The organism is Mesorhizobium sp. M0910 (genome assembly GCF_040319465.1).
GTDB lineage: Bacteria > Pseudomonadota > Alphaproteobacteria > Rhizobiales > Rhizobiaceae > Mesorhizobium.
This window is the reverse complement of the sequence record NZ_JAMYNZ010000001.1, coordinates 744,771-765,947: the sequence shown is the minus strand read 5'-3', so window position 1 is coordinate 765,947 and position 21,177 is coordinate 744,771. Positions and strand designations below refer to the sequence as shown.

The 21,177-nt window shown below is 62.1% G+C and carries 21 protein-coding genes; 12 read left to right on the top strand and 9 right to left on the bottom strand.

The window, feature by feature from the left end; genetic code table 11:
- The first annotated feature begins 301 nt into the window (after positions 1 to 301).
- From NKH78_RS03760 to NKH78_RS03730, 7 genes are all read left to right on the top strand, one after another.
- Positions 302 to 1,618 (top strand): ABC transporter substrate-binding protein, encoded by a 1,317-nt coding sequence (locus NKH78_RS03760; RefSeq protein ID WP_352448404.1) that lies wholly within the window; start codon positions 302 to 304, stop codon positions 1,616 to 1,618.
- A 74-nt stretch (positions 1,619 to 1,692) separates the two neighbouring features.
- Positions 1,693 to 2,598, top strand: a complete 906-nt coding sequence (locus NKH78_RS03755) for a carbohydrate ABC transporter permease (protein WP_254816733.1) — start codon at positions 1,693 to 1,695, stop codon at positions 2,596 to 2,598.
- Position 2,599: 1 nt separating this feature from the next.
- Complete coding sequence (locus NKH78_RS03750) at positions 2,600 to 3,559, top strand: carbohydrate ABC transporter permease (RefSeq protein WP_352476335.1); 960 nt, start codon at positions 2,600 to 2,602, stop codon at positions 3,557 to 3,559.
- Positions 3,556 to 3,777: a hypothetical protein gene (locus tag NKH78_RS03745; protein WP_023675179.1), complete on the top strand. Its 222-nt coding sequence runs from the start codon at positions 3,556 to 3,558 to the stop codon at positions 3,775 to 3,777. The genes NKH78_RS03750 and NKH78_RS03745 overlap by 4 nt, the downstream gene beginning before the upstream one ends.
- On the top strand, positions 3,774 to 4,877 hold the full coding sequence (locus NKH78_RS03740; protein WP_352506666.1) for an ABC transporter ATP-binding protein: 1,104 nt from the start codon (positions 3,774 to 3,776) through the stop codon (positions 4,875 to 4,877). Before NKH78_RS03745 ends, NKH78_RS03740 begins: the two co-directional genes overlap by 4 nt.
- Positions 4,877 to 5,980 (top strand): ABC transporter ATP-binding protein, encoded by a 1,104-nt coding sequence (locus NKH78_RS03735; RefSeq protein ID WP_023675181.1) that lies wholly within the window; start codon positions 4,877 to 4,879, stop codon positions 5,978 to 5,980. The genes NKH78_RS03740 and NKH78_RS03735 overlap by 1 nt, the downstream gene beginning before the upstream one ends.
- Positions 5,981 to 6,227: 247 nt before the next feature.
- Positions 6,228 to 6,509, top strand: a complete 282-nt coding sequence (locus NKH78_RS03730) for a hypothetical protein (protein WP_352506664.1) — start codon at positions 6,228 to 6,230, stop codon at positions 6,507 to 6,509.
- Positions 6,510 to 6,634: 125 nt separating this feature from the next.
- Here the strand turns inward: NKH78_RS03730 and NKH78_RS03725 are convergent, their stop codons facing one another.
- Positions 6,635 to 7,606, bottom strand: a complete 972-nt coding sequence (locus tag NKH78_RS03725; protein WP_352506663.1) for an AraC family transcriptional regulator — start codon at positions 7,604 to 7,606, stop codon at positions 6,635 to 6,637.
- A gap of 90 nt (positions 7,607 to 7,696) precedes the next feature.
- Between NKH78_RS03725 and NKH78_RS03720 the strand changes: the two genes are divergently transcribed.
- Positions 7,697 to 8,920, top strand: a complete 1,224-nt coding sequence (locus NKH78_RS03720) for an MFS transporter (RefSeq protein ID WP_352506662.1) — start codon at positions 7,697 to 7,699, stop codon at positions 8,918 to 8,920.
- Here NKH78_RS03720 and NKH78_RS03715 read toward each other — a convergent pair.
- Positions 8,917 to 9,264, bottom strand: coding sequence for a GFA family protein (locus tag NKH78_RS03715; protein ID WP_352506661.1), 348 nt, complete (start codon positions 9,262 to 9,264; stop codon positions 8,917 to 8,919). The genes NKH78_RS03720 and NKH78_RS03715 overlap by 4 nt on opposite strands.
- 117 nt (positions 9,265 to 9,381) lie before the next feature.
- On the opposite strand from NKH78_RS03715, the gene NKH78_RS03710 reads away from it, so the two are divergent.
- Positions 9,382 to 10,677 carry an amidase gene (locus tag NKH78_RS03710; RefSeq protein ID WP_352881955.1) on the top strand — a complete coding sequence of 432 codons (1,296 nt, stop codon included), beginning with the start codon at positions 9,382 to 9,384 and terminating at the stop codon, positions 10,675 to 10,677.
- Positions 10,678 to 10,691: 14 nt separating this feature from the next.
- Here the strand turns inward: NKH78_RS03710 and NKH78_RS03705 are convergent, their stop codons facing one another.
- The 5 genes from NKH78_RS03705 to NKH78_RS03685 are packed head-to-tail and all read right to left on the bottom strand — an operon-like array spanning position 10,692 to position 14,930.
- Positions 10,692 to 11,075, bottom strand: coding sequence for a DUF6748 domain-containing protein (locus NKH78_RS03705; RefSeq protein WP_023675186.1), 384 nt, complete (start codon positions 11,073 to 11,075; stop codon positions 10,692 to 10,694).
- Between the two features lie 42 nt (positions 11,076 to 11,117).
- The gene (locus NKH78_RS03700; protein WP_352677652.1) at positions 11,118 to 12,098 is read right to left on the bottom strand and encodes a hydroxyacid dehydrogenase; all 981 of its coding nucleotides are present in this window, start codon (positions 12,096 to 12,098) and stop codon (positions 11,118 to 11,120) included.
- A 1-nt stretch (position 12,099) separates the two neighbouring features.
- Entirely contained in the window at positions 12,100 to 12,816 is a 717-nt protein-coding gene (locus tag NKH78_RS03695; protein WP_292661187.1) for a FadR/GntR family transcriptional regulator, read from the bottom strand.
- A 1-nt stretch (position 12,817) separates the two neighbouring features.
- Positions 12,818 to 13,987 (bottom strand): mandelate racemase/muconate lactonizing enzyme family protein, encoded by a 1,170-nt coding sequence (locus NKH78_RS03690; RefSeq protein WP_352737548.1) that lies wholly within the window; start codon positions 13,985 to 13,987, stop codon positions 12,818 to 12,820.
- Positions 13,988 to 14,042: 55 nt separating this feature from the next.
- Positions 14,043 to 14,930, bottom strand: a complete 888-nt coding sequence (locus NKH78_RS03685; RefSeq protein ID WP_023675190.1) for a sugar phosphate isomerase/epimerase family protein — start codon at positions 14,928 to 14,930, stop codon at positions 14,043 to 14,045.
- Between the two features lie 392 nt (positions 14,931 to 15,322).
- Here NKH78_RS03685 and NKH78_RS03680 point away from each other — a divergent pair, with 392 nt between their 5' ends.
- From NKH78_RS03680 to NKH78_RS03670, 3 genes are all read left to right on the top strand, one after another.
- Entirely contained in the window at positions 15,323 to 16,378 is a 1,056-nt protein-coding gene (locus NKH78_RS03680; protein ID WP_254816745.1) for a sugar phosphate isomerase/epimerase family protein, read from the top strand.
- A 139-nt stretch (positions 16,379 to 16,517) separates the two neighbouring features.
- A complete protein-coding gene (locus tag NKH78_RS03675; RefSeq protein WP_352737547.1) occupies positions 16,518 to 17,723 on the top strand; it encodes a Gfo/Idh/MocA family protein in 1,206 nt (401 codons plus the stop codon).
- A gap of 178 nt (positions 17,724 to 17,901) precedes the next feature.
- Complete coding sequence (locus tag NKH78_RS03670) at positions 17,902 to 18,753, top strand: sugar phosphate isomerase/epimerase family protein (RefSeq protein WP_352776965.1); 852 nt, start codon at positions 17,902 to 17,904, stop codon at positions 18,751 to 18,753.
- A gap of 24 nt (positions 18,754 to 18,777) precedes the next feature.
- Here NKH78_RS03670 and phnE (NKH78_RS03665) read toward each other — a convergent pair whose 3' ends face one another.
- Together phnE (NKH78_RS03665) and phnE (NKH78_RS03660) are read right to left on the bottom strand one after the other, a co-directional pair.
- On the bottom strand, positions 18,778 to 20,145 hold the full coding sequence (gene phnE / locus NKH78_RS03665) for a phosphonate ABC transporter, permease protein PhnE (RefSeq protein WP_352737545.1): 1,368 nt from the start codon (positions 20,143 to 20,145) through the stop codon (positions 18,778 to 18,780).
- A gap of 67 nt (positions 20,146 to 20,212) precedes the next feature.
- The gene (phnE, locus tag NKH78_RS03660; RefSeq protein WP_254816749.1) at positions 20,213 to 21,169 is read right to left on the bottom strand and encodes a phosphonate ABC transporter, permease protein PhnE; all 957 of its coding nucleotides are present in this window, start codon (positions 21,167 to 21,169) and stop codon (positions 20,213 to 20,215) included.
- Positions 21,170 to 21,177 lie beyond the last annotated feature (8 nt).

Sequence of the window (21,177 nt, the reverse complement as noted above, 5' to 3'; positions counted from 1 at the left end):
GCGGCCCAAGTAAGGCATTCATGTATCATGGAGTAGGAAAATTCAGCGAAAACAGGCAGATATCGCAGAAGCCAGCTTGTCTGCGTGTCCGTCACCGTCCAAGAAAGGGCTTGACGTTCCTCTTAAATTGGTAATACCAGATCAGGACAAATAAAGCGGATCAAAGGTGAAGGCTGAGATCCGTTTCGGTCGAGCGAGGAGGCTCACAGACCGAAACGGTGCCGTCACGGGAGGACTACCAGGGCCGGCCTCGATGCCGGTTCTCATGAACGGTAGAATGCGCACAAGGGAGGAAATCATTATGCGCAAGACAATGACCAGCTTGCTTGCTGGTATCGGCCTAGTGCTCGCCTGCGGAACGTCCGTCTACGCGCAGGAAAAGGAACTTACAATCTTCTGGGCGGAATGGGATCCGGCCAATTACCTGCAGGAACTCGGCAACGAGTACGAGAAGGAAACCGGCGTCAAGATCACGGTGGAAACCACACCGTGGCCCGACTTCCAGACCAAGGCCTTCACCGAGTTCAACGCCCATGGCGACGCCTACGATATGGTCGTCGGCGACTCGCAATGGCTTGGTGCTGGCTCGACCGGTGGCCACTATGTCGACCTGACCGACTTCTTCAACAAGCACAAGGTCGGTGAAGTGATGGCACCGGCCACGGTGAAATACTATGCCGAATATCCGGGCGGCAGCAGCAAGTACTGGGCCATTCCGCTCGAAGGCGACGCCGTCGGCTGGTCCTATCGCAAGGACTGGTTCGAAGACCCCAAGGAAAAAGAAGCCTTCAAGGCCAAGTATGGCTACGATCTCGACGTGCCGAAGGATTTCAAGGCGCTACGCGACATCGCCGAATTCTTCTACCGGCCGGACCAGAAAAAATACGGCATCGCCATCTACACCGACAATTCTTATGACGCGATGGCGATGGGCTTCGAAAACGCGCTGTTCTCCTTTGGCGGCGAGCTGGGTGACTATAAGACCTACAAGGTCGATGGCTTCATCAACTCCGACAAGGCGATCGCGGCGCTCGACGCCTACAAGGAACTCTACAAGTTCACGCCTCCGGGCTGGGCCAAGTCGTTCTTCGTCGAGGACAACCAGGCGATCACTGAAAACCTGGCCGCGATGAGCATGAACTACTTCGCGTTCTTCCCCTCGTTGATCAACGAGGCGTCGAACCCGAACGCCAAGAACACCGGCTTCTTCGCCAATCCAGCCGGACCTGGCGGCGACCAGTTCGCCGCACTCGGCGGTCAGGGCATCTCCATCGTTTCCTACTCGCAGAAGCAGGAAGAGGCGACGAAGTTCCTGGAATGGTTCATCAAGGACGAGACCCAGAAGAAATGGGCAGCGCTTGGCGGCTACACCTGCAGTGCCGCCGTGCTCAAGTCGCCCGAATTCCAGAACGCCACGCCCTACAACAAGGCGTTCTACGAGACCATGTTCAAGGTCAAGGACTTCTGGGCGGTTCCGGAATATGCGGAACTGCTGCAGCAGCTCAACCAGCGCATCTATCCTTACATGATCGGCGGCGAAGGCACCGCCAAGGAGACGCTGGACGCACTGGCAGCCGACTGGAACGCGACCTTCAAGAAATACGGCCGCGGCCAATAAGCATGAAGTTTCACGGAGGGGGCGTTCGTGCCTCCTCCGTTTCTTTTTCTGATTCTTGAACCGGGAGCAGGGTCTTGGCGACCACGATGATCACCACGCTGGACAGGTCCTCGCGGGCCGCCGCTCGCGGTCTAAGCGACATTTCGATCCGCAATCTCTTCATCATCCCGACGATCCTGTTTCTGATCGTCTTCAACATCTTCCCGCTGATCTATTCGCTGGGCTATTCGTTCACCGATTTCCGCGCCTCGACCAGCGCGGCGGCGAATTTCGTCGGGCTGCAAAACTATCGCGACCTGCTCAGCGATCCCTATGTCTGGTCCAACTTCGCCATCACCGCAAAATACGTCATCATCTCGGTCGCCGGCCAGCTGCTCGTCGGCTTCGGCGTGGCCATGCTGCTCAATCGCGACATTCCGCTCAAGGGCCTGCTGACGACGCTCCTGTTGTTGCCGATGATGCTGTCGATGGCCGTCGTCGGCCTGTTCTGGAAGCTGCTCTACGATCCGTCCTTCGGCATCATCAATTATGCGCTCGGCCTCGGCACCTTCGAATGGCTGTCGAATCCGAAAATGGCGCTCTATGCGGTCGCGCTGACCGACATCTGGATGTGGTCGCCCTTTGTCATGCTGTTGTCGCTGGCCGGCCTGTCGGCTGTGCCCAAGCATCTCTACGAGGCAGCCGCGATCGACAGGGCCGGGCCGTTCTACACCTTCTTCCGCATAACGCTGCCGCTGGTTGCGCCGATCCTGATGATCGCGGTCATCTTCCGCACCATGGAGGCGTTCAAGACCTTCGACCTCGCCTACATCCTGACCAGCCAGCCGACGGCCGAGCTGATCTCGATCCGGCTCTATAAGATGGCGTTCCAGGAATGGCAGACCGGGCGTTCCTGCGCGCTCGCCTACATCGTGCTGATCATGGTGCTGGCGATCACCAACATCTATGTCAAATATCTCAACAAGGTGAAGGAGCGCTGAGATGGCCGCAGTCCGCACTTCTTCCGAAATCACCTTCAACCGGGTCGCCATCGTCGCTGTCCTGCTGGTGACGATCATCTTCCTGGCGCCGATCTACTGGATCGCCTCGACGGCTTTCAAGCCGCGCAATCTCGCCACCACCATTCCGCCGACGGTGGTTTTCCAGCCGGAGATATCGCCCTTCGTCAAGTTGTTCACCAAGCGTTCGCAGCTGCGCAGCCCGCCGTCGCCGGAGGAGTACGCGGCTGCGCCGTGGTGGGAGCGCGTCGTCTTCAATGGCGGCGAAAAGATCGTGCGCGACGGCAAGGGCCAGGTGCAGTGGTCGGGCTATCCGAGCCGTTTCATGAATTCGCTGATCGTCGCCATAACCTCGACCGTCCTGGCCGTCGGCATGGGCACCTTCACCGCCTATGGCTTCTCGCGCTTCAAGGTGAAGGGAGAGGCGGATCTGCTCTTCTTCATCCTGTCGACGCGCATGCTGCCGCCGGTGGTCGTCGCCATCCCAATGTTCCTGATGTACCGGGCGGTAGGGCTCAACGATTCCCATGTCGGCCTGATCATTCTTTACACCGCCTTCAACCTGTCCTTCTCGGTCTGGCTGATGAAGGGCTTCATGGACGAAATCCCGAAGGAGTATGAAGAGGCGGCGCTCGTCGACGGCTACACGCGCATGGAGGCCTTCTTCAAGATCGTGCTGCCCGAGGCCGCCACCGGCATCGCCGCCACCGCCGTGTTCTGCTTCATCACGGCGTGGAACGAGTATGCCTTCGCGCTGATCATGACCAGCCGCCGCGCCCAGACGGCACCGCCCTTCATTCCCAGCCAGGTCGGTTCCGGCCTGCCGGACTGGACGGTGATCGCCGCCGGAACCTTCCTGTTCCTGCTGCCGGTCGCGATCTTCACCTTCCTGCTCCGCAACCACCTGTTGCGCGGCATGTCCTTCGGAGCGATCCGCAAATGAGCTTTCGCGACATCAACCAGAAATATCTCGAACCGGGCAGCCAGGTGCTGATGGTGCTCGGTATCATCGCGCTCTGCCAGCCGTGGAACATGCTGCTGCACAGCTATGGCGTGACCATCATCCTGATCGGTCTGATCGGCTTCAACATCACCTCCAAGATCGCGCCGGAGGAGAAGGCCGGCACCGGGCAAGGGGCAAATCCGGGGGCACAGCATTGACCCAAATCGAGCTTCGCGGCGTCCAGAAATATTTCGGCGCCGTCCAGGTCATCAAGGACCTCAACCTGAAGATCGACGACAACGAGTTCATCGTGCTGCTCGGCCAGTCGGGCTGCGGCAAGACGACGACGCTCAGGGCGATTGCCGGGCTGGAGACGATCGACGGCGGCGACATCCTCATCGACGGCAAGCCGGTCCAGCACCTCAAGGCCGCCGACCGCGACATCGCCATGGTCTTCCAATCGTTTTCGCTCTATCCGCATATGAGCGTTTACGAGAACATCGCCTTTCCACTGAGAGCGACGCGCAAGAGCAAGGCCGAGATCGACAGCGAGGTGCGCTCGGTCGCCAAGACGCTGCAGATCAGCGATCTCCTCGCCAAGAAACCGTCGGCGCTGTCCGGCGGCGACATGCAGCGCGTGGCGATCGGCCGGGCCTTGGTGCGGCGGCCGAAGGCGATGCTGATGGACGAGCCGATCGGCGCGCTCGATGCCAAGCTGCGCGAGGAGATGCGGGCCGAGATCAAGCGGCTGCACATCAAGCAGGGTTCGACCAGCATCTATGTCACCCACGACCAGATCGAGGCGATGAGCCTCGCCGACCGCATCGTCATCATGCATGAAGGTGTACTGCAGCAGGTCGGCTCGCCGGACGAGGTCTATTCGCATCCGGCGAATCTTTTCGTCGCGCAATTTGTCGGCAGCCCGGTGATGAACGTCGCCGACGCTTCGGTGACCGAGAAACCCTCATCGGCCTCGGTCACGGTCGGCGATGCGGCCGCTGGCTTCGAATTCCCGCGCGCCTTGCTGTCGAAGCTCAATGGCCATGCCGGCAGCCAACTCGCGCTCGGCATACGGCCGGAAGGCGTCCTCGTCCGCCGCGAAACCGCCGAGGGGTTCCTGCCGGTGGAGACGCAGATCGTCGAGCCGCTCGGGTCCTTCGACATCGTCGACCTCAAGGTCGGCTCCAAGATGCTGCGTGCGCGCACCAAGAGCGGCTTCATCAGCGGCCCCGGCGAAAGGGTCTTCGTCAGAATAGATCCCAGCCAGGCGCATTTCTTCGACACGGCGAGCGGCAAATCGCTGGGAGTGAGACTCTGATGGCCCACATCCAGCTCAAGAACATCTCAAAGAAGTTCGGTAACCACACCGCCTTGACCGGGCTCGATCTCGACATCGCCGATGGCGAGTTCTTCGTCCTGCTTGGCGAGACCGGCGCCGGCAAGACGACGACGCTGCGCATGATTGCCGGCCTGGAAAAACCGAGCGAAGGCCAGGTCTTCATCGATGGCGTCGATGTCGCCGACTGGGGCGCGGCCGAGCGCGACGTGGCGCTGGTGCTGCAGCAATATTCGCTCTATCCGCGCTATACGGTGCGCCAGAACCTCGAATTTCCGCTGAAGCCGAAGATCCGCCGGCTGCCCGATGCCGAGATCAAGGATCGTGTCGACCGCGCGGCCAGGACGCTGCGCATCGAGCATCTGCTCGACCGCAAGACCGATAGGCTTTCAGGCGGCGAGATGCAGCGCGTCTCGATCGGCCGCGCCATCGTGCGCAAGCCGCGGGTATTCCTGATGGACGAGCCGTTGTCGGCGCTCGACGCCAAATTGCGCGAGGCGCTGCGCACCGAATTGAAGAACCTGCAGATGCAGCTTGGCGCCACCTTCCTGTTCGTGACGCACGATCAGATCGAGGCGATGTCGATGGGTGACAAGGTCGGCGTGCTCAACCATGGCCGCATCGTCCAGACCGGCACGCCGTACGAGATCTACAACAATCCGCGCGACACCTACGTGGCAAGCTTCGTCGGCTCACCGCCGATGAACCTCATCGACGGCAAGCTCGTCAACGGACGTGCGGTGATGGCGCCGCTCAATTTCGAATTGCCGTTTGCGGGGGGTGCCAAGACTTCGGGGGGTGCCAAGACGGGCGCGGCGACCGACGGTCGCCCGCTCGTCTTCGGTATTCGTCCCGAAGACGTCTATCTCGAGACCGGCGCGCCGGTCGAGGCGCGGGTCCACGATGTCGAGAACCATGGCGTCGAGAAGATCCTGACGCTGCGGGTCGGCGACGCCATGCTGCGCGCCACCGTGCCGGCCAGGACCGACGTCCAGATAGAGCAGCCGGTGCGCTTTGCCTGGAATCCGGACAAGGTGGTGCTGTTCGACAAGGGCAGCGGAATAAGCCTGCGTCACGCCGGCTAAGTACAAGCCTCTTTACTGCAGCTGGAGCGGGATGCGTTCAACACGAACCGTGTATCCCGCTCTATCTATGTGTTTTAGCCGCATTTGTGCGACGCTACGTGACTCCATTTGGTGCGAAATGCTCGAGTCTTCCCGTCATCCCCCGTGCGGGGGATGCGGATGCTCCGATTTGTCGAATAGGCTGATCCTTTGGTCCCAAACGGGCTTTGCAAGCCCAATTTTGGAGGCCCGAAATGGAGGGTTGGCTATGGGAAATCTGTTCCGCACTTTTGCGACGATCCTGCTTGTCGCCGGTATGGGATTGTTGGCGGCGCATCTGGGCGAGGCGCAGGCAGCCAAGAAAATCGTCGCCGGTGCGAAGGTCGACGCCAAGAAGATCAAGGGCCTCAACGGCACGGTCAATCTGTCCACCAGCGACTGCAAACTGTTGTTGAGCGGCACCGTCGTCGAAGTCTCGGATGGCAGGTGCGGGGCCTCCGGCAAATATTGCAAGAGCAGTGCCGGCTCGGCCTGTATCACCGAGCAATAAGCCGGCCAACGTTTAGCCGGCCTAAAGCGCGTCGCGTTCGACCGGCCTCATGCGACGCGCTTTAGATTCTTGTTTTGATGCACGTCGTTATCGCAAAACCGCTGCACACTTTTGCGCGACATGCATTAGCGGATCTCCGCCTGTTCCTCGGCCCGGAAATGGCTGGGCGGCGATCCGATGACCCGTTTGAAGGCGCGGCTGAAGGAGGCGTCGGATTCGTAGCCGAGGCGCGCCGCCACGACGGAAATCTTGAGCCGGTCGCGGACCAGCCATTGCCGCGCCTGGTGCATCCGCACCTGCGTGACGTACTTTGCCGGTGTTTCGCCGACAATGGTGGCGAAGCGATCGGCGAAACCCGATCGCGAGGCACCCATCATCTTCGCCAGAGCCTCCACCGTCCAGTCACGGTTCGGTTCCAGGTGGATCGCGGCCAGCACCCGGCCGATCTCGCGATCCCTGACCGCCGCGATCCATCCGGAAGAGTCGCCGCAGCCGCGCTCGACCCATGAGCGGATGACGGTCGCGGCAAGCACATCGGCCAGCCGCGCCAGGATGCCGCCGGAGCCGACGCGCTCCATCGACACCTCGCGGGCCATCGCTTCCAGCAAATGTGGAATACCTGGTTCATAGGCTTCCAACTCATGTGCGCGCATCACGTCCGGCATCATGCCGAGCAAGGGGTGCAAGCCATCGAGATTGAAATACATGCTGCCGAAAAACAGCAAGGTCCCCGGACGGCAGCCGGGCACGCCGTCATTCGACATGCAATAGACATTCTTGCAGATCTCCTCGACCTCATAGCCGTGGATCGGCGCCGCCTCGATACCCGGCTCGCTCGCCAGCGTGTGAGCTGAGCCGCGCGGCAACAAGGCAGCGTCGCCCGCCTTGAGCTCGACCCATTCGCCGGACGGCTGCAGCAACCAGCAGCCTTTACGGCCGATGAAATGAAACCGTGCCGCCGCCTGAGCCGGAAAATGGATGCCCCAAGGCTCCTTCATCTCGCAACGGCCGTAATCGACGCCTTCGAGGCGCAATCCGCGCAATATGTCCGTCAGTGGATCGCCGGTTACGGGGATTTTGGACGAACGGTCAAACATAATGGTGTTTCTAGCATGGAAACTCCAGCTAGTCACTCCTTATGTTGCATTGCAGTCAAATGCTGCGCTGCAACAGACCGGAGATCCCTCATGACCGAACCCGCGACAGGCGTCATGGACGCCGTTCTCGACCCATCTGAAACTGGCGAACGATCCGACCCCGCATGGGGGGCGGTGGTCTCCTTGGCGCTCGGAGTCTTCGGCCTGGTGACCGCAGAATTTCTGCCGGCCAGCCTGCTGACGCCGCTTGCGCAGGATCTCGGCATCACCGAAGGCGCCGCCGGGCAGGCGGTAACGGCAACGGCCGTCATTGGCGCGATAGCGGCACCGACCATGGCTATTGTCACCAAGCGGCTGGACCGCAGGCTGGTCATGTTGGCGCTGACCGTGCTGCTTGTGCTGTCAAACCTGGTGGCCGCGTTTGCGTCGTCGCTTCCTATTCTTCTGATCGCCCGCATCATGCTCGGGATCAGTCTCGGCGGATTCTGGTCGATGTCGGCGGCCATGGCGATGCGGCTTGTCCCAATGCGGCTGATGCCGCGCGCCATGTCGATCATCCTCACCGGCGTTTCGGTGGCGACGGTCTGCGCTGCTCCGGTCGGCGCCTATGTCGGCGACATCTGGGGATGGCGGACGGCCTTCATGATCGCCGCCGTGGTCGGCGCGCTGGCGCTTCTGGTACAGGTGGCTACCATCCCGCGACTGCCGCCGGCAGGTACAGCAGGTTTTCGCACGCTGCTGGAGGTGATGAAGCGGCCGATGATCAGAGTAGCGCTGCTGGTGGTGTTGCTGGTCGCCTCGGGACACTTTGCCGGCTTCACCTATGTCCGCCCGTTTCTCGAGAAGGTGCCCGCACTGGACATCGAGACGATCTCGCTTGTGCTGCTCGCCTACGGCATTGGTGGTTTCTTCGGCAATTTTGCCGGCGGCTTCATTGCCGAGCGCAGCCTCAAGGCAGCCGTCACTCTGGCGCCTCTGCTGATCGCGTCTTCAGCGCTCCTGCTGCTGGTGGTCGGAGGCTCACCCGTCGTGGCTGCAATAGCAGTGGCCAGCTGGGGCTTTGCCTTCGGTGCCGTCCCAGTCGGGCTGCAGACCTGGCTGGTGCGAGCCGCCCCCGATCAGGCGGAAAGCGCCGGCGGGCTCATGGTTATGACGTTCCAGGTCGCCATCGCGTTGGGCGCCGTGTTCGGCGGCCTGCTGGTCGACAATACCGGCGTTGCCAGCGCCTTCGCCTATTGCGCGGCGGCGACATTGCTTGCGGCACTGGCGGCGTTCTTCCTTGGCCCCAAGCCGATCGACGATCCCAAGGCCTAAACGGAACGGCCGTCGAAGTCGAAGACCGGCACGGCGGCGACGTCCAACGCCTCGATACAATGAATATTGATATAGGCACTTCGCCCGCTCCCTTCGCCGACATCCTCGGCGAAGGGGTGAATGCCGCAGCTGCGGCAGAAGCGGTGCGCGATGACATGGTTGCCGAAGCTGTAGCGGCCGAGATCATCGCCCCAGGCAAGCACCCGCACGCTTTCATGCGGCACTGCCCATAGCAGTGCACCCTTGCGCGAGCAGATCGAGCAATTGCACCGTACGGCTCCGGTCAGCTCGCCTTCGACCTCGAACGCGACCTTGCCGCAGTGGCAGCTGCCTTGGTAGAGCATCGGGCCTTCCTCCTTCGGTTCGACAGGTGCAAATCCGACCGTGCCGGGCTATGTCTCCTGCGGCAGTTGGGGCTGCTATCTTAAGACGTTCCAAGCGTGCGGAGTCCGACACCGAAAATGCAATCAGCCCGTGATAGCCTCGAAGCAATTCTTTCGCGTCTTGCCGTTCGCGTCGACGATGAGAGGGTTTTCGTAAAGCTCTACCCGGAAGCCGCACGGGCGGCAGCGGACGCTACCGATGCGCGGCGAAAAGCCGGCGTCACGCTCGGGCCGCTCGATGGGGCGATCGTCTCGATCAAGGATCTGTTCGATGTCGCCGGCGAGCCGACCACGGCCGGCTCTCTGCTGCTCGCCAACGCAGCGCCGGCGCTGCGGGATGCCATTGTCGTGCAACAGTTGCGCCAGGCCGGTGCAATCATCCTCGGCAAGACCAACATGACCGAGTTCGCCTTTACTGCAATCGGCGTCAATCCACATTATGGCACGCCCGGCAATGCTAGCGATGCCAGCCGTATTCCGGGCGGCTCCTCCTCAGGCGCCGGCGTTTCGGTGGGCGAAGGCACCAGCGAAATCTCCATCGGTTCCGATACCGGTGGTTCGGTGCGCATTCCGGCATCGCTGAATGGCGTCGTCGGTTTCAAGCCGACTGCGCGGCGCGTGCCGCTTGCGGGTGCGTTTCCGCTGTCAGCCACGCTGGACTCGATCGGTCCGCTGGCCCGCACCGTCGCCGAATGTGCGGCGGCCGATGCAGTGATGTCGGGCGAAAACCTGGCGGCACTGTTGCCGCTGCCGCTGGACGGCCTGCGCATCGGTATTGCGCGCGGCGTGCTGTTCGATGATACGCAGGAAGAGGTCGCGACGACGTTCGACCGGTGTCTGCGCAAGATAGAGCTTAGCGGCGCACGGCTTGTGGAGCTGTCGATCGACGACCTGCTTGCCGATCTGCGCGTGGCAACCCAACGCGCGTCGATCGCGGCGATGGAAGGGGCGGAGATCCATGCCGACTGGCTGGCGACGGGAGCGACGAGGCCGGTCGACCCGCGGGTAAGCGGGCCATTGTCGCGCGCCGCCGCCATTCCGGCCACGGTCTATATCAGGGCAATGCGCCGCCGCACGGCGCTGGCCGCCGCGATGGATGACCGGCTGGCGTCGGTCGACGTGCTGGCCCTGCCGACCACACCGGTGACGGCGCCGACGATCGTGTCGATGACCAGCGACGAGGCTCTGTGCAACAGGACGGAAGGCCTTCTGCTGCGCAACACGCAGGTCGCCAACCAGTTCGATCTATCAGCCATCTCGCTGCCGATGCCGGGAATGACGCGTCCGGCCGGGCTGATGCTGGTGGCGCGCAATGGCCATGACCACCACCTGCTGCGCATCGCAGCGGGCGTGGAGGGGCTGCTTGCAAATTGATCGGATAGCGCGTGTCAGCGCGACGAGCAGTGGCCGCGTTCGCTGTCCTTGGCGGCGCGTTCGATGCTGGTGGCTACCAGCCAAGGCAGGGTGTACCGCTTGCCGTTGAAGGTCCGGGTGCGGTTCTCGATCGAGCCGACAACAACGACCTTGCCGGCATAGAGCTTGTCTGAAAGATCGAGCGCCTTGTCTTGCTGCGGCAGGCGATCGATGTCGATTGAAACGCCTTTGATGAGCTTCCCAGCTGCGAGGTCGAGTGCGCTGTTCGATGGACAGGGTGCCGCCACGCAGCGTATGCCGTTGTCGCAGAACACGTAGCTACCCTGTCCGTTGGCGAAGGCTTGCGCCGTCGCCACGCAGAAGCCGGCGGTCAGCAGGAATTTTGTGACGCTTGCCATGCCGGCACCATCGCCGGCGAATTCGGGAAAATTGGGGCGCTTTCAGAAATCGGCAGGGAACCGCCGCCGGTAGTGCTCGACCACTTCGGCGTTGCGCAGATTGACCGGCAATCTGTTGGCCAGCACCAGCAAGGCTTCGCCAGCCGCGCCGACGCCCATGCGCATCATCGACTGCTCGGTAATCCCAGCCATGTGCGGGGTGACGATGACGTTGTCGAAGCCGAAATAAGGATGGTTGGGCGGTAGCGGTTGTGTAGCAAAAACATCGAGCGCAGCGCCGCCGATGCGGCCCTTCTGCAAGGCCTCGATCAGCGCGTTGTCATCGATCACCGGCCCGCGCGAAACATTGATCAGCAGCGCATCCGGCTTCATCCGCTCAATGCGCTCGCGGCTGATCAGCCCCCGTGTTTCGGGCGTCAGCGGGCAGCACAGAACGATGATGTCGCTCTGCTCGATGAGTGCATCGATCGACAGGAAGCCGACCCTGTCCGGCGCCGGCCGCATGCTGCGCGTCGTCGCCACCACATTCAGATCGAACCCATGGGCGGCGATGTGGCCAACCGCCTGACCGATCGCGCCGAGGCCGACAATGCCGATCGTCTTGCCCGCTAGCTCGCTGGCCACCACCGTGTGTTCGCGGCCCGCCAGCCAGCCCTTCGCACGCAAGTCGCGGTCCAACACACGGAAGCGCCTAAGTAGCGCCAGCGCCGCGAACATCACATATTCGGCGACAGATCGCGCGTTCACCCCCGGCACGTTCGCCACCAGCACGCCGGCCGCATTGGCCGCTTCCATCGGTACCATGTCCAGCCCGGCGCCGTGGCGGATCGCGGCCCTGAGCTTCTTCGCGCCTTCGAAAAGCGCCGCAGGCAAGGGAGCGCGAACGATGATGACATCGGCGTTCCTCGCCTCGGCGGCCAGCGTGGCCGCATCGAGGGCGGAAGCAACGACGAGTTCGCCGGCCCCGGTCAGCATGGAAGCGGCACGAGGGTGCAGTCTGTGTGTTGACAGGATCTTGGGCATTTCAGGCCTTTTCGAGCGCAGGGCTTTCCGGTTCCGCCCCACGCCCCTCGATCAGCCCCTTCCAGTAGCTTTCCGCGCCTTGCAGGTGGGCGCTCATCAGCGCCTGGGCGAGATTGCCGTCGCGGCGCAGCAGCGCCTCGTAGATCTGGATATGCTCGGCATGGGAGCGCACGCTGCGTTCGGGATCGTTGAAATAGATCGGCAGGCGCAGCTCACCCATCATGTAGTAGACGCTGCAGATATTGTGGAAGACGCTGTTCTTGGTCGCCCGCACGATCTCGAGGTGGAACTCGCGGTCTTCCCGGGCAAGCCCTTCACCGGCGGCGATGCGATCCTCGGAGGCCTTCAGGATCTCGCGCAGCCGCTCGAAATTCTCCTCGGTGGCGCGTGAACAGGCAAGTTCGGCGGCCTTGATCTCGTGGATCTTGCGCAACTCGACCGTCTCGTAGATCTGGACGGGATCGAGCGGCAGGCCGGCGCGGGCGAACAGCGCCATCGCCTCGACGCTCGCCTGCTTCGTATCGATGTAGATGCCGGATTTCGCCCGTCGCTCGACGATGCGCATGGCCTCGAGAATGGCCAGCGCCTCGCGGATCTGGCCGCGGCTGACGCTGAAATGCTCTGCCAGTTCGCGCTCCGACGGCGTGCGGCCCGTCTCCTTGTCCGAATGGGAGAACAGATAGGCGGCGAGTTCCGCGAGAAGGTTCTTTTCTTTCATGTCAGCCGTGTTGCGCGTGCGCCTCCAGGAACCGCTCCGAAATGGTGAATCCCAGCCCGGGTCTATCAGGGATCGCTACCATACCGTCCTTTGCTTCGACAGTCTCTTCGATCAGATCGTGGATCATCGGGTTGGCGCCGAGCGAATATTCGACGGTGAAGCTCGCCGGTGAAGCAGCGCAGACATGCAACCCGGCAAAGAAGCAGGGCGCGCCGGCCCAAAGATGCGGCGCAAAGCGCAGATTGAAGGCGCTGGCGATGGTGCCGATCTTCATCGCCTCGCTGATGCCACCGCAAAAGGCCGGATCCGGCTGGAATATATCGGCGGATTTGAGCACGGCGAGGTCGCGGAAGGCATAGCGCGTCGCCTCACTTTCGCCGGTGGCGATCGGGATCGAACCGCAGGCGCGCACCTCGGCCATGCCGGGCTTGTCGTCGGCGATCACCGGCTCCTCGAACCAGGCGAGATCGAGGTCGCCGGCGAGATGGATAAAGCGCTTGGCTTCGGCCACCGTGTAGGTGCCGTGCGCGTCGACCATCAGGTCTATATCGGGACCGAGCGCCTGTCTGGCGGCACGGACGCGAGCGGCCGAGATATGTGGGGCGCCGTCCATGGCGCCGACGCGCATCTTCAGCGCCTTGAAACCGCCCTTGGTGATGTAGGACTGCAGCTGGTCGCCGATGGCTTCCGCAGTAGCCCAGCCGCCGGAAGCATAGGCCGGCATGCGGTCCAGCTTGCGGCCGCCGAGCAGCCGCCAGACCGGAACGCCGAGCGATTTGCCAAGAATGTCCCACAATGCGATGTCGACGGCGCTGATAGCGGCGATGCTCATGCCGCGTCGCGCCAATTGCGGCATGGCGTGGCCGGCGCGAGCGGCGCTGTCGTGGCGCGTGCCATTATAGAGCATCTCCCAGATGACGCCGATGTCAGCCGGGTCGCGGCCGACCAGCTGCGGGCCGACCTCGTAGTTCAGCAAATGGACAAGGGCGCCGTAGCTGCCGGCGCTGCCGGCGGCATTCTTGCCCTCGCCCCAGCCGACCAGCCCGTCGTCGGTCTCGATGCGCAGGATGGCGGCGTCGAACGTCGCCACCTGACCGAAGTCGCTGCGGTGCTGCTTCGCGACTTCGATCGGTATGCGGACCCACCAGGCTTGGACCGTTTTGATGCGCATGTTCATCCTCGGCCCGGCCGCGGTGAGGCGGAAGGGCTCTTTCCAAACGGCTCGGCTACTTGATCAGCGGCAGCAGCGTTTCCGCGTTGATGCGCATCTGGTCGGTGTAGAATTTCTCCGTGAGCACGCTGGAGCCGTGGTCCTGAATGAACTTCAACTGCTCCGGCGAGATGTCGACGGGGTTGCGTTCGACCATGTCGGGATAGGGAGCAGCCGGCGTGCGGTCGACCGGAGCGACGAATTCATTGGTCAGCGCGCCGTCATAGCCGATCTCCTTCAGCGTGCCGACGATCTTCGGCCAGTCGATCTGCCCGAGGCCGGCGGCGAAGCGGTTGTTGTCGGCGACATGGAAATCGTACAGGCGCTTGCCGACCTGCCGGATCGCGTCGTAGACGTTAAATTCTTCCATGTGGATGTGGTAGGCGTCGAGGCAGACGCCGCATTCGGGGCTGACCGCATCGGCCAGCGCCAGTGCCTGGGCGCCGCGGTTGAACAGATAAGTCTCGAAGCGGTTGAGCGGCTCAACCGCGATCTTGACGCCGACTTTCTTGGCGTGGGTGAAGCATTCCCGGGTGGCGTCGACCACCCATTTCCATTCCTCTTCCTCGGTGCCGTCCGGCACGACCTTGCCGACGGTGGCGGGAACCAGCGTGATAATCTCGCCGTCGAGCTCGCTGACCATGGTCAGCACGTCCTTGACGTACTGCACCGACCGCTCGCGTTGGCCCTGGTCCTTGGCGGCGAGATTGCGCTCGCCCAGCATCAGCGTCACCGCTCCCCAGCAGCGAATGCCGTACTCGTTCAACAGTGCGCGCGTCTCCTTGGGCTTGTACTGTTCGGGTTCGCCGGAAATCTCGATCGACTCATAGCCGAATTTCTTGATGCGCTTGAGCGTCGTTTCCAGCGGCTCCGCCCGCATCCAATTGTGCGTCGAAAGATGCATGGTCTATCCTTCCCAGAATCGCCTGTACCAGTTTGCCTGCGGCGCACTCTGCCGAAGCCGCCGCATGATTCCTCCCCAAGGCGTCCCAGCATTTTTTTGCAAACTGGTTCGACCAATTGGGCTTGATGGGAGGTCTACAGTAATTTCATCTGGACGGCAAGAAGTGCTGCCATCAAGCGTTGGCTCGTGTCTATGCTATTGATTATACTTAAACATGTGGCTTAACTCGGCATGGTTGCAGGACTGCGGCAGCGCGTCAAATGGCTTGACCAGATTTCGGCATTTGGTAATACCAGAATAGCGGCGCTGAGCGCGCTGTGCAAAGAGACCAAAGACGCTGGCCCTGTTTTCAATCGGCGCTATGCTTGGTCGTGAAACATTAGGAGATGCCGATGCCGACGACGATGAAGGGACCTGGTCTGTTCCTGGCGCAGTTTGCGGGTGACGCCGCGCCGTTCAATTCGCTGGCCTCGATCACCAAATGGGCGGCCGGTCTGGGCTACAAGGGCGTGCAGATCCCGACATGGGACGCCCGATTGTTCGATCTCGAGAAGGCAGCCTCCTCCAAGGCCTATTGCGACGAGGTGAAGGGCATCTGCGCCGATGCCGGCGTCGAGATCACCGAACTGTCGACGCATCTGCAGGGGCAATTGGTGGCGGTGCATCCCGCCTATGACGCGCAGTTCGACGGCTTCGCGCCGGCTGCGGTGCACAACAATCCAAAAGCCAGGCAACAATGGGCGGTCGAACAGATGAAGTTCGCCGCCAAGGCGTCGAAGAATCTCGGGCTCAAGGCGTCGGTGTCGTTTTGCGGAGCGTTGGCCTTCCCATACCTCTACCCCTGGCCGCAGCGGCCGGCGGGATTGATCGAGGAGGCATTTGCCGAACTTGGCAAACGCTGGACGCCGATCCTCGACGTTTATGACGAAAACGGGGTCGATGTCGGCTACGAAATTCATCCAGGCGAGGACGTGTTCGACGGCGCGACATTCGAGATGTTCCTCGATTCGGTCGGCGGCCACAAGCGCTGCAACATCAACTATGACCCGTCGCACTTCCTGCTGCAACAGCTCGATTATCTCGAATTTATCGACATCTACCACGAGCGGATCAAGGCGTTCCACGTCAAGGATGCCGAGTTCAATCCAACCGGGCGGCAAGGCGTCTATTCCGGTTACCAGAGCTGGACCAACCGTGCCGGGCGTTTCCGCTCGCTCGGTGACGGGCAGGTGGATTTCGGCGGCATCTTCTCCAAGCTCACCCAATACAATTACGATTCATGGGCGGTGCTGGAATGGGAATGCTGCCTCAAGCACCCGGAGGATGGTGCGGCCGAAGGCGCTCCCTTCATCCAGCACCACATCATCAGGGTGACGGAAAAAGCATTCGACGACTTCGCCGGCGGCACGACCGATAAAAAGGTGCTGCGCGGCATGATGGGGATCTAGCACAGATATTCCCTCCCCCTCGAGGGGAGGGTCGATCCGCGCAGCGGATCGGGGTGGGGTCGCTGGGCGTAGGGCTCGGCATGAACCGACCCCACCCGGCCCTGCGGGCCACCTTCCCCTCAAGGGGAGGGGTATTTCAATGACGAGGGAGAAAATCGTGGTTGGCGCATCGAAGACGGAAACGGGAGGCGGTCCGATCCGCTACGGCATGGTTGGCGGCGGACAAGGCGCCTTTATCGGCGCGGTGCACCGCATCGCGGCACGCATGGATAACGAGTTCGTGCTGGTTGCTGGCGCCCTCTCGTCGAATCCGGAGCGCGCCAAGGCCTCGGCGGCCGAGCTTGGGCTCGATCCGGCACGCAGCTACGGCTCCTATGCCGAGATGGCCAAGGCGGAGGCCAAGCGGCCGGATGGCATCGAGGTGGTGGCCATCGTCACGCCGAACAATGTGCACGTGCCGGCCGCCAAAGCTTTTCTCGAGGCCGGCATCCACGTCATCTGCGACAAGCCACTAGCGACGACGCTAGCCGAGGCAAAGAGGCTGGCGGCGCTGGTCGAAAAGACTGGCAAGGTGTTCGTGCTGACGCATAACTACACCGCCTATCCGATGGTGCGGCAGGCACGCGAGATGGTGGCCAAGGGACAGCTCGGCGATATCCGCATCGTGCAGTCGGAATATCCGCAGGACTGGCTGACCGAAGACCTGGCCGCCACCGGCCAGAAGCAGGCTGCGTGGCGCTCTGACCCGAAGCAGGCGGGTGCCGGCGGTGCACTGGGCGATATCGGCACGCATGCCTACAACCTTGCCCGTTTCGTCTCCGGGCTGGAGCTCGATTCGTTGTCGGCCGATCTCGATGCCTTCGTGCCGGGGAGGCTGCTCGACGACAACATCAATGTGCTGCTGCGCTTCAAGCCGGTCGGCGGGTCGCACCCGGCCAAGGGAATGATCTGGGCAAGCCAGGTGGCGCCCGGCCACGAGAACGGGTTGAAATTGCGCATCTACGGCTCGAAGGGCGGCCTCGAATGGGTGCAGGCCGACCCGAACTATCTCTGGTACACGCCGTTCGGCCAGCCGAAGCAGTTGATTACCCGTAATGGCGCCGGCGCGCTCCCCGTCGCCGGGCGCGTCAGCCGCGTTCCGCCAGGGCATCCGGAAGGCTATCTCGAAGGTTTCGCCAACATCTATCAGGAAGCCGCGCGGGCGATTCGTGCAGCGCGCCAAAAGGGCGGGAAGCCGGCTAAGGATGTCGTCTTCCCGACAGTGCAGGACGGCGTCGAGGGCATGGCCTTCATCGAGGCCTGCGTGAAGTCGTCGAAGAAGAATGGGGCATGGACGAAGCTCTGAAGGGTGGTGGTGATAGTCAGGTGAGACCGGTCTGGCAAATGCCAGTTTCGTGCGCTTCCGGTGCTCATGTACCAAAGTACGTTCCGCTCCGGCTCTTGGAACCCACCACTTTCGGATCGGCCTGACCTGAATCTCACCACCCCTCCGGCGATCGGGCGAATGAAGGGAGGGGGCGTCGATGAAAATCGGCATGTGCATGTTGTTGTGGACGACCAGTGTCTCGAAAAAACACGAGCCGTTGCTGAGGGACATCAAGGCGACCGGCTTCGACGGCGTCGAAATACCGGTCTTCTCCGGCACGCCGGACAACTACAGGAAACTCGGCGAACTGCTCGACCGTATCGGGCTGCAACGCACCGCCGTCTCGGCGATGGGCGATCCGGCGATGAACCTGATCTCGCCGGATGCCTCGACGCGCAAAGCCGGTATCGACTACATGAAATCGGCGATCGACTGCGCTCAGGCGCTTGGCGCGAACACGTTGAGCGGCCCGCTCCATTCGACACTCGGGGCCTTCTCCGGCAGCGGGCCGACAGCGGCCGAGAGAAAACGTTCGATCGCTTCGCAACGCGCCATTGGCGACTATGCCGGCAACAAGAGCGTCACCATCGGGTTGGAGGCGCTCAACCGCTTCGAATGCTACCTGCTCAACACGATGGACGATTTATCGGAGCATATCGACGCGATCGACCGGCCGCACATCAAGGCGATGTACGACACCTTCCATGCCAACATCGAAGAAGCCGACCCGATTGGCGCCTATGCGCGCAACCGCAACAACATCGTCCATATCCACATTTCGGAGAACGATCGCGGGGTGCCGGGCCGTGGCCATATTCCCTGGAAGGAGACTTTCTCCGCCATCCGCAAGAGCGGCTACGACGATTGGCTGACGATCGAGGCGTTCGGGCGTTCGCTGAAGGACTTGGCCGCGGCCACCAAGGTGTGGCGCGACTTTTCCGAAGGCCCGGAAGCTGTCTACCGCGACGGCTACAGGCATATTAAGGACGGGTGGAGGAAAGTTGCATAACGATCGGCCAGCCCGATGCACCCGTCACCCCTGCTCGGCCTGTATCCTGTTGTAGTCGTGGATCGTCCTGCTCAGCCGGCGGCGCAGGAAATTGGAAATGTTGTCGAAGATGAAAACGACGAGCAGGACCAAGAGCACCATGTAGAAGACATTGGCCCAGTTGGAGTTGGTGCGCATCGCTTCCCAAAGCTTCAGGCCGATGCCACCGGCACCGACGGCGCCGATGATCGTCGCGCCCCTGGTGTTGGATTCCCACTGGTAGAGCGTCTGGCTGATGAAGACCGGGATCACTTCCGGCAGCACGCCATAGCGCTGCACCAGCAAGCCGTTGGCGCCGGTCGACTGGATGCCCTCGCGGGGCTTGTCGTCGATGTTCTCGAGGCCTTCCGAATAGACTTTGCCGAGCGTGCCGATCTCGGTGAAGAAAATCGCGGCGCTGCCGGCCAGCGGGCCCGGGCCGAAGGCGCGGGTGAAGAACAGCGCCCAGATCAGCATGTCGACCGAACGCATGAAATCGAAGAACCGCTTGAGCACCTGGCTGAGGAGGCCGCTCGGGGTGATGTTGCGGGCGGCGAAAAAGGCGAGCGGGAAGGCGACGATGCCGCCGAGCAAGGTGCCGAGAAACGCCATGACGATGGTCTGGAACAGCTTCGTCCAGACGTCGCCATGCTGCCATTGGGCGTTGTTCCAGATATTGTCCGCGGCCAGCGCAATGTTCGATGTGCCCGGCTTGAGCTGGGGTCCGGACATCAGCAACGAGACCACCTCGCCGGGCGACTTGCCGAAGAAGGGCGAGCGTGTGTCGAAGACGAAATTCGCCCAGCCGAGGAAGCGCTTGCGGACCTTGACGCGATCGACGGTTATGCGAACCTCGCCGGCAAAGCCCATCCGGGCGACGATTTCATCGTCATGCGCGGTGATCCAGTCCGGCACCGGGCCGGTTATCACCGGCTTGCCGCTGGTCAACGACACCGGCACCGCCTGGCCATTGGCGACAAGCGTTGCCTCGGCCTTGTCGAAGGTGACGGATTTGGCTCGGCCTTCGATCAGAACGGTGTAGGAGCCGTTGGCATTGGCGATGACCCAGTCCGGATGCGGGTCTTCGCCAAGTGCAGAAAAACGCGGGTATTTGGGGGTGATCTGAGGCTGATCGAGACGGAATTCCGGCTGCAGATCGTAGCTGATCCATTGCGTGAGGAAGAGCGGCAGGCGCTCCCAGTGCGATTCCCTCAGCACTTGCGGCAGGCTGAAGAACCACAAGGCATAGACGAGGTACAGCAGGATGCCGGCGAACAGCACCAGCGGGCCGAAGCGTTTGTACAAGGGCCGTCGGAACACTTGGGGAAAGCGCTCCTCTATCGCCTGCATCTCATCGGCGGTCATCGCGGTCATGGGCAGTCTTCTTGTTGATTTGCCAAGATCTTTTCCAAAAACCGGAATCCACTTTTTGGGATCATGGTCAGGCGCCCATCATGAAGGCCTGCTCGCCAACGAGCTTGCGACGAAGCCAGGCGGAGAACTGGTCGACGAGGAAGATGGTGGTAAACAACAGCAGCACCAGTGCCAGCGTCTTGGCGCCAAAGCCGCGTGAGATGGAGAGCTTCAGCTCCTCGCCGATGCCGCCTCCACCGACCGCGCCGATGATGGTCGAGATACGGACATTGATCTCGATCCTCAGCAGCGCATAGGACATGAAATTGGGCAGCACCTGCGGCAGGCCGGCGAAGCGCACGCGCTCGAACCAGTTGGCGCCGACCGCGCGCAGGCCTTCTTCGGCGCGCATGTCGATGTTTTCGTTGATCTCGTAGAAGAGCTTACCGAGGGCGCCGATCGAATGCAGGCCGATGGCGATGATGGCCGCGACCGGGCCAGTCGAGAGGATGGCTGCGAACAGGCCGGCAATGACGATCTCGGGGAAGGCGCGAAGCAGTTCCATGAAGCGCTTGACGACGAGCCTGAGCACCGGACTGGGTGTCAAATTGCGCGCGGCGATGAACGAGAACGGCACCGCAAAGACGAAGCCGATGAAAGTGGAAACCAGCGCCACGTTGAGCGTGGTGAGCATCAGCTCGAAATATTCGGGTAGGTAAAAACCGCCCCAGAGATAGACGCGGCCAAGCGGGAAGTTGAACTCCTGGCTGCCCTTGTCGTGCGGCGATGCGATGTCGAACAGCGCCCGCCAGACGTCGTTCCAGTCTTTGGGAACAAGCCAGCTAAGGAAATCCAGTATGTGCGGCAGCCGATCGAAGAAATGTCCGGCATTGGCCTCGTCGGCAAACCACATGGCTGTGCACATCGCGATAAGCAGCAAACCGATGCCGAGCGCCGTGTAGAACCGGCGCAAGGACGTCTGCCGTCGCCAGGAATCGGCTGTCCGCCGGGTCGCATCTGAACGGATCGTGGCTGAGATGGTCATGATCGGAC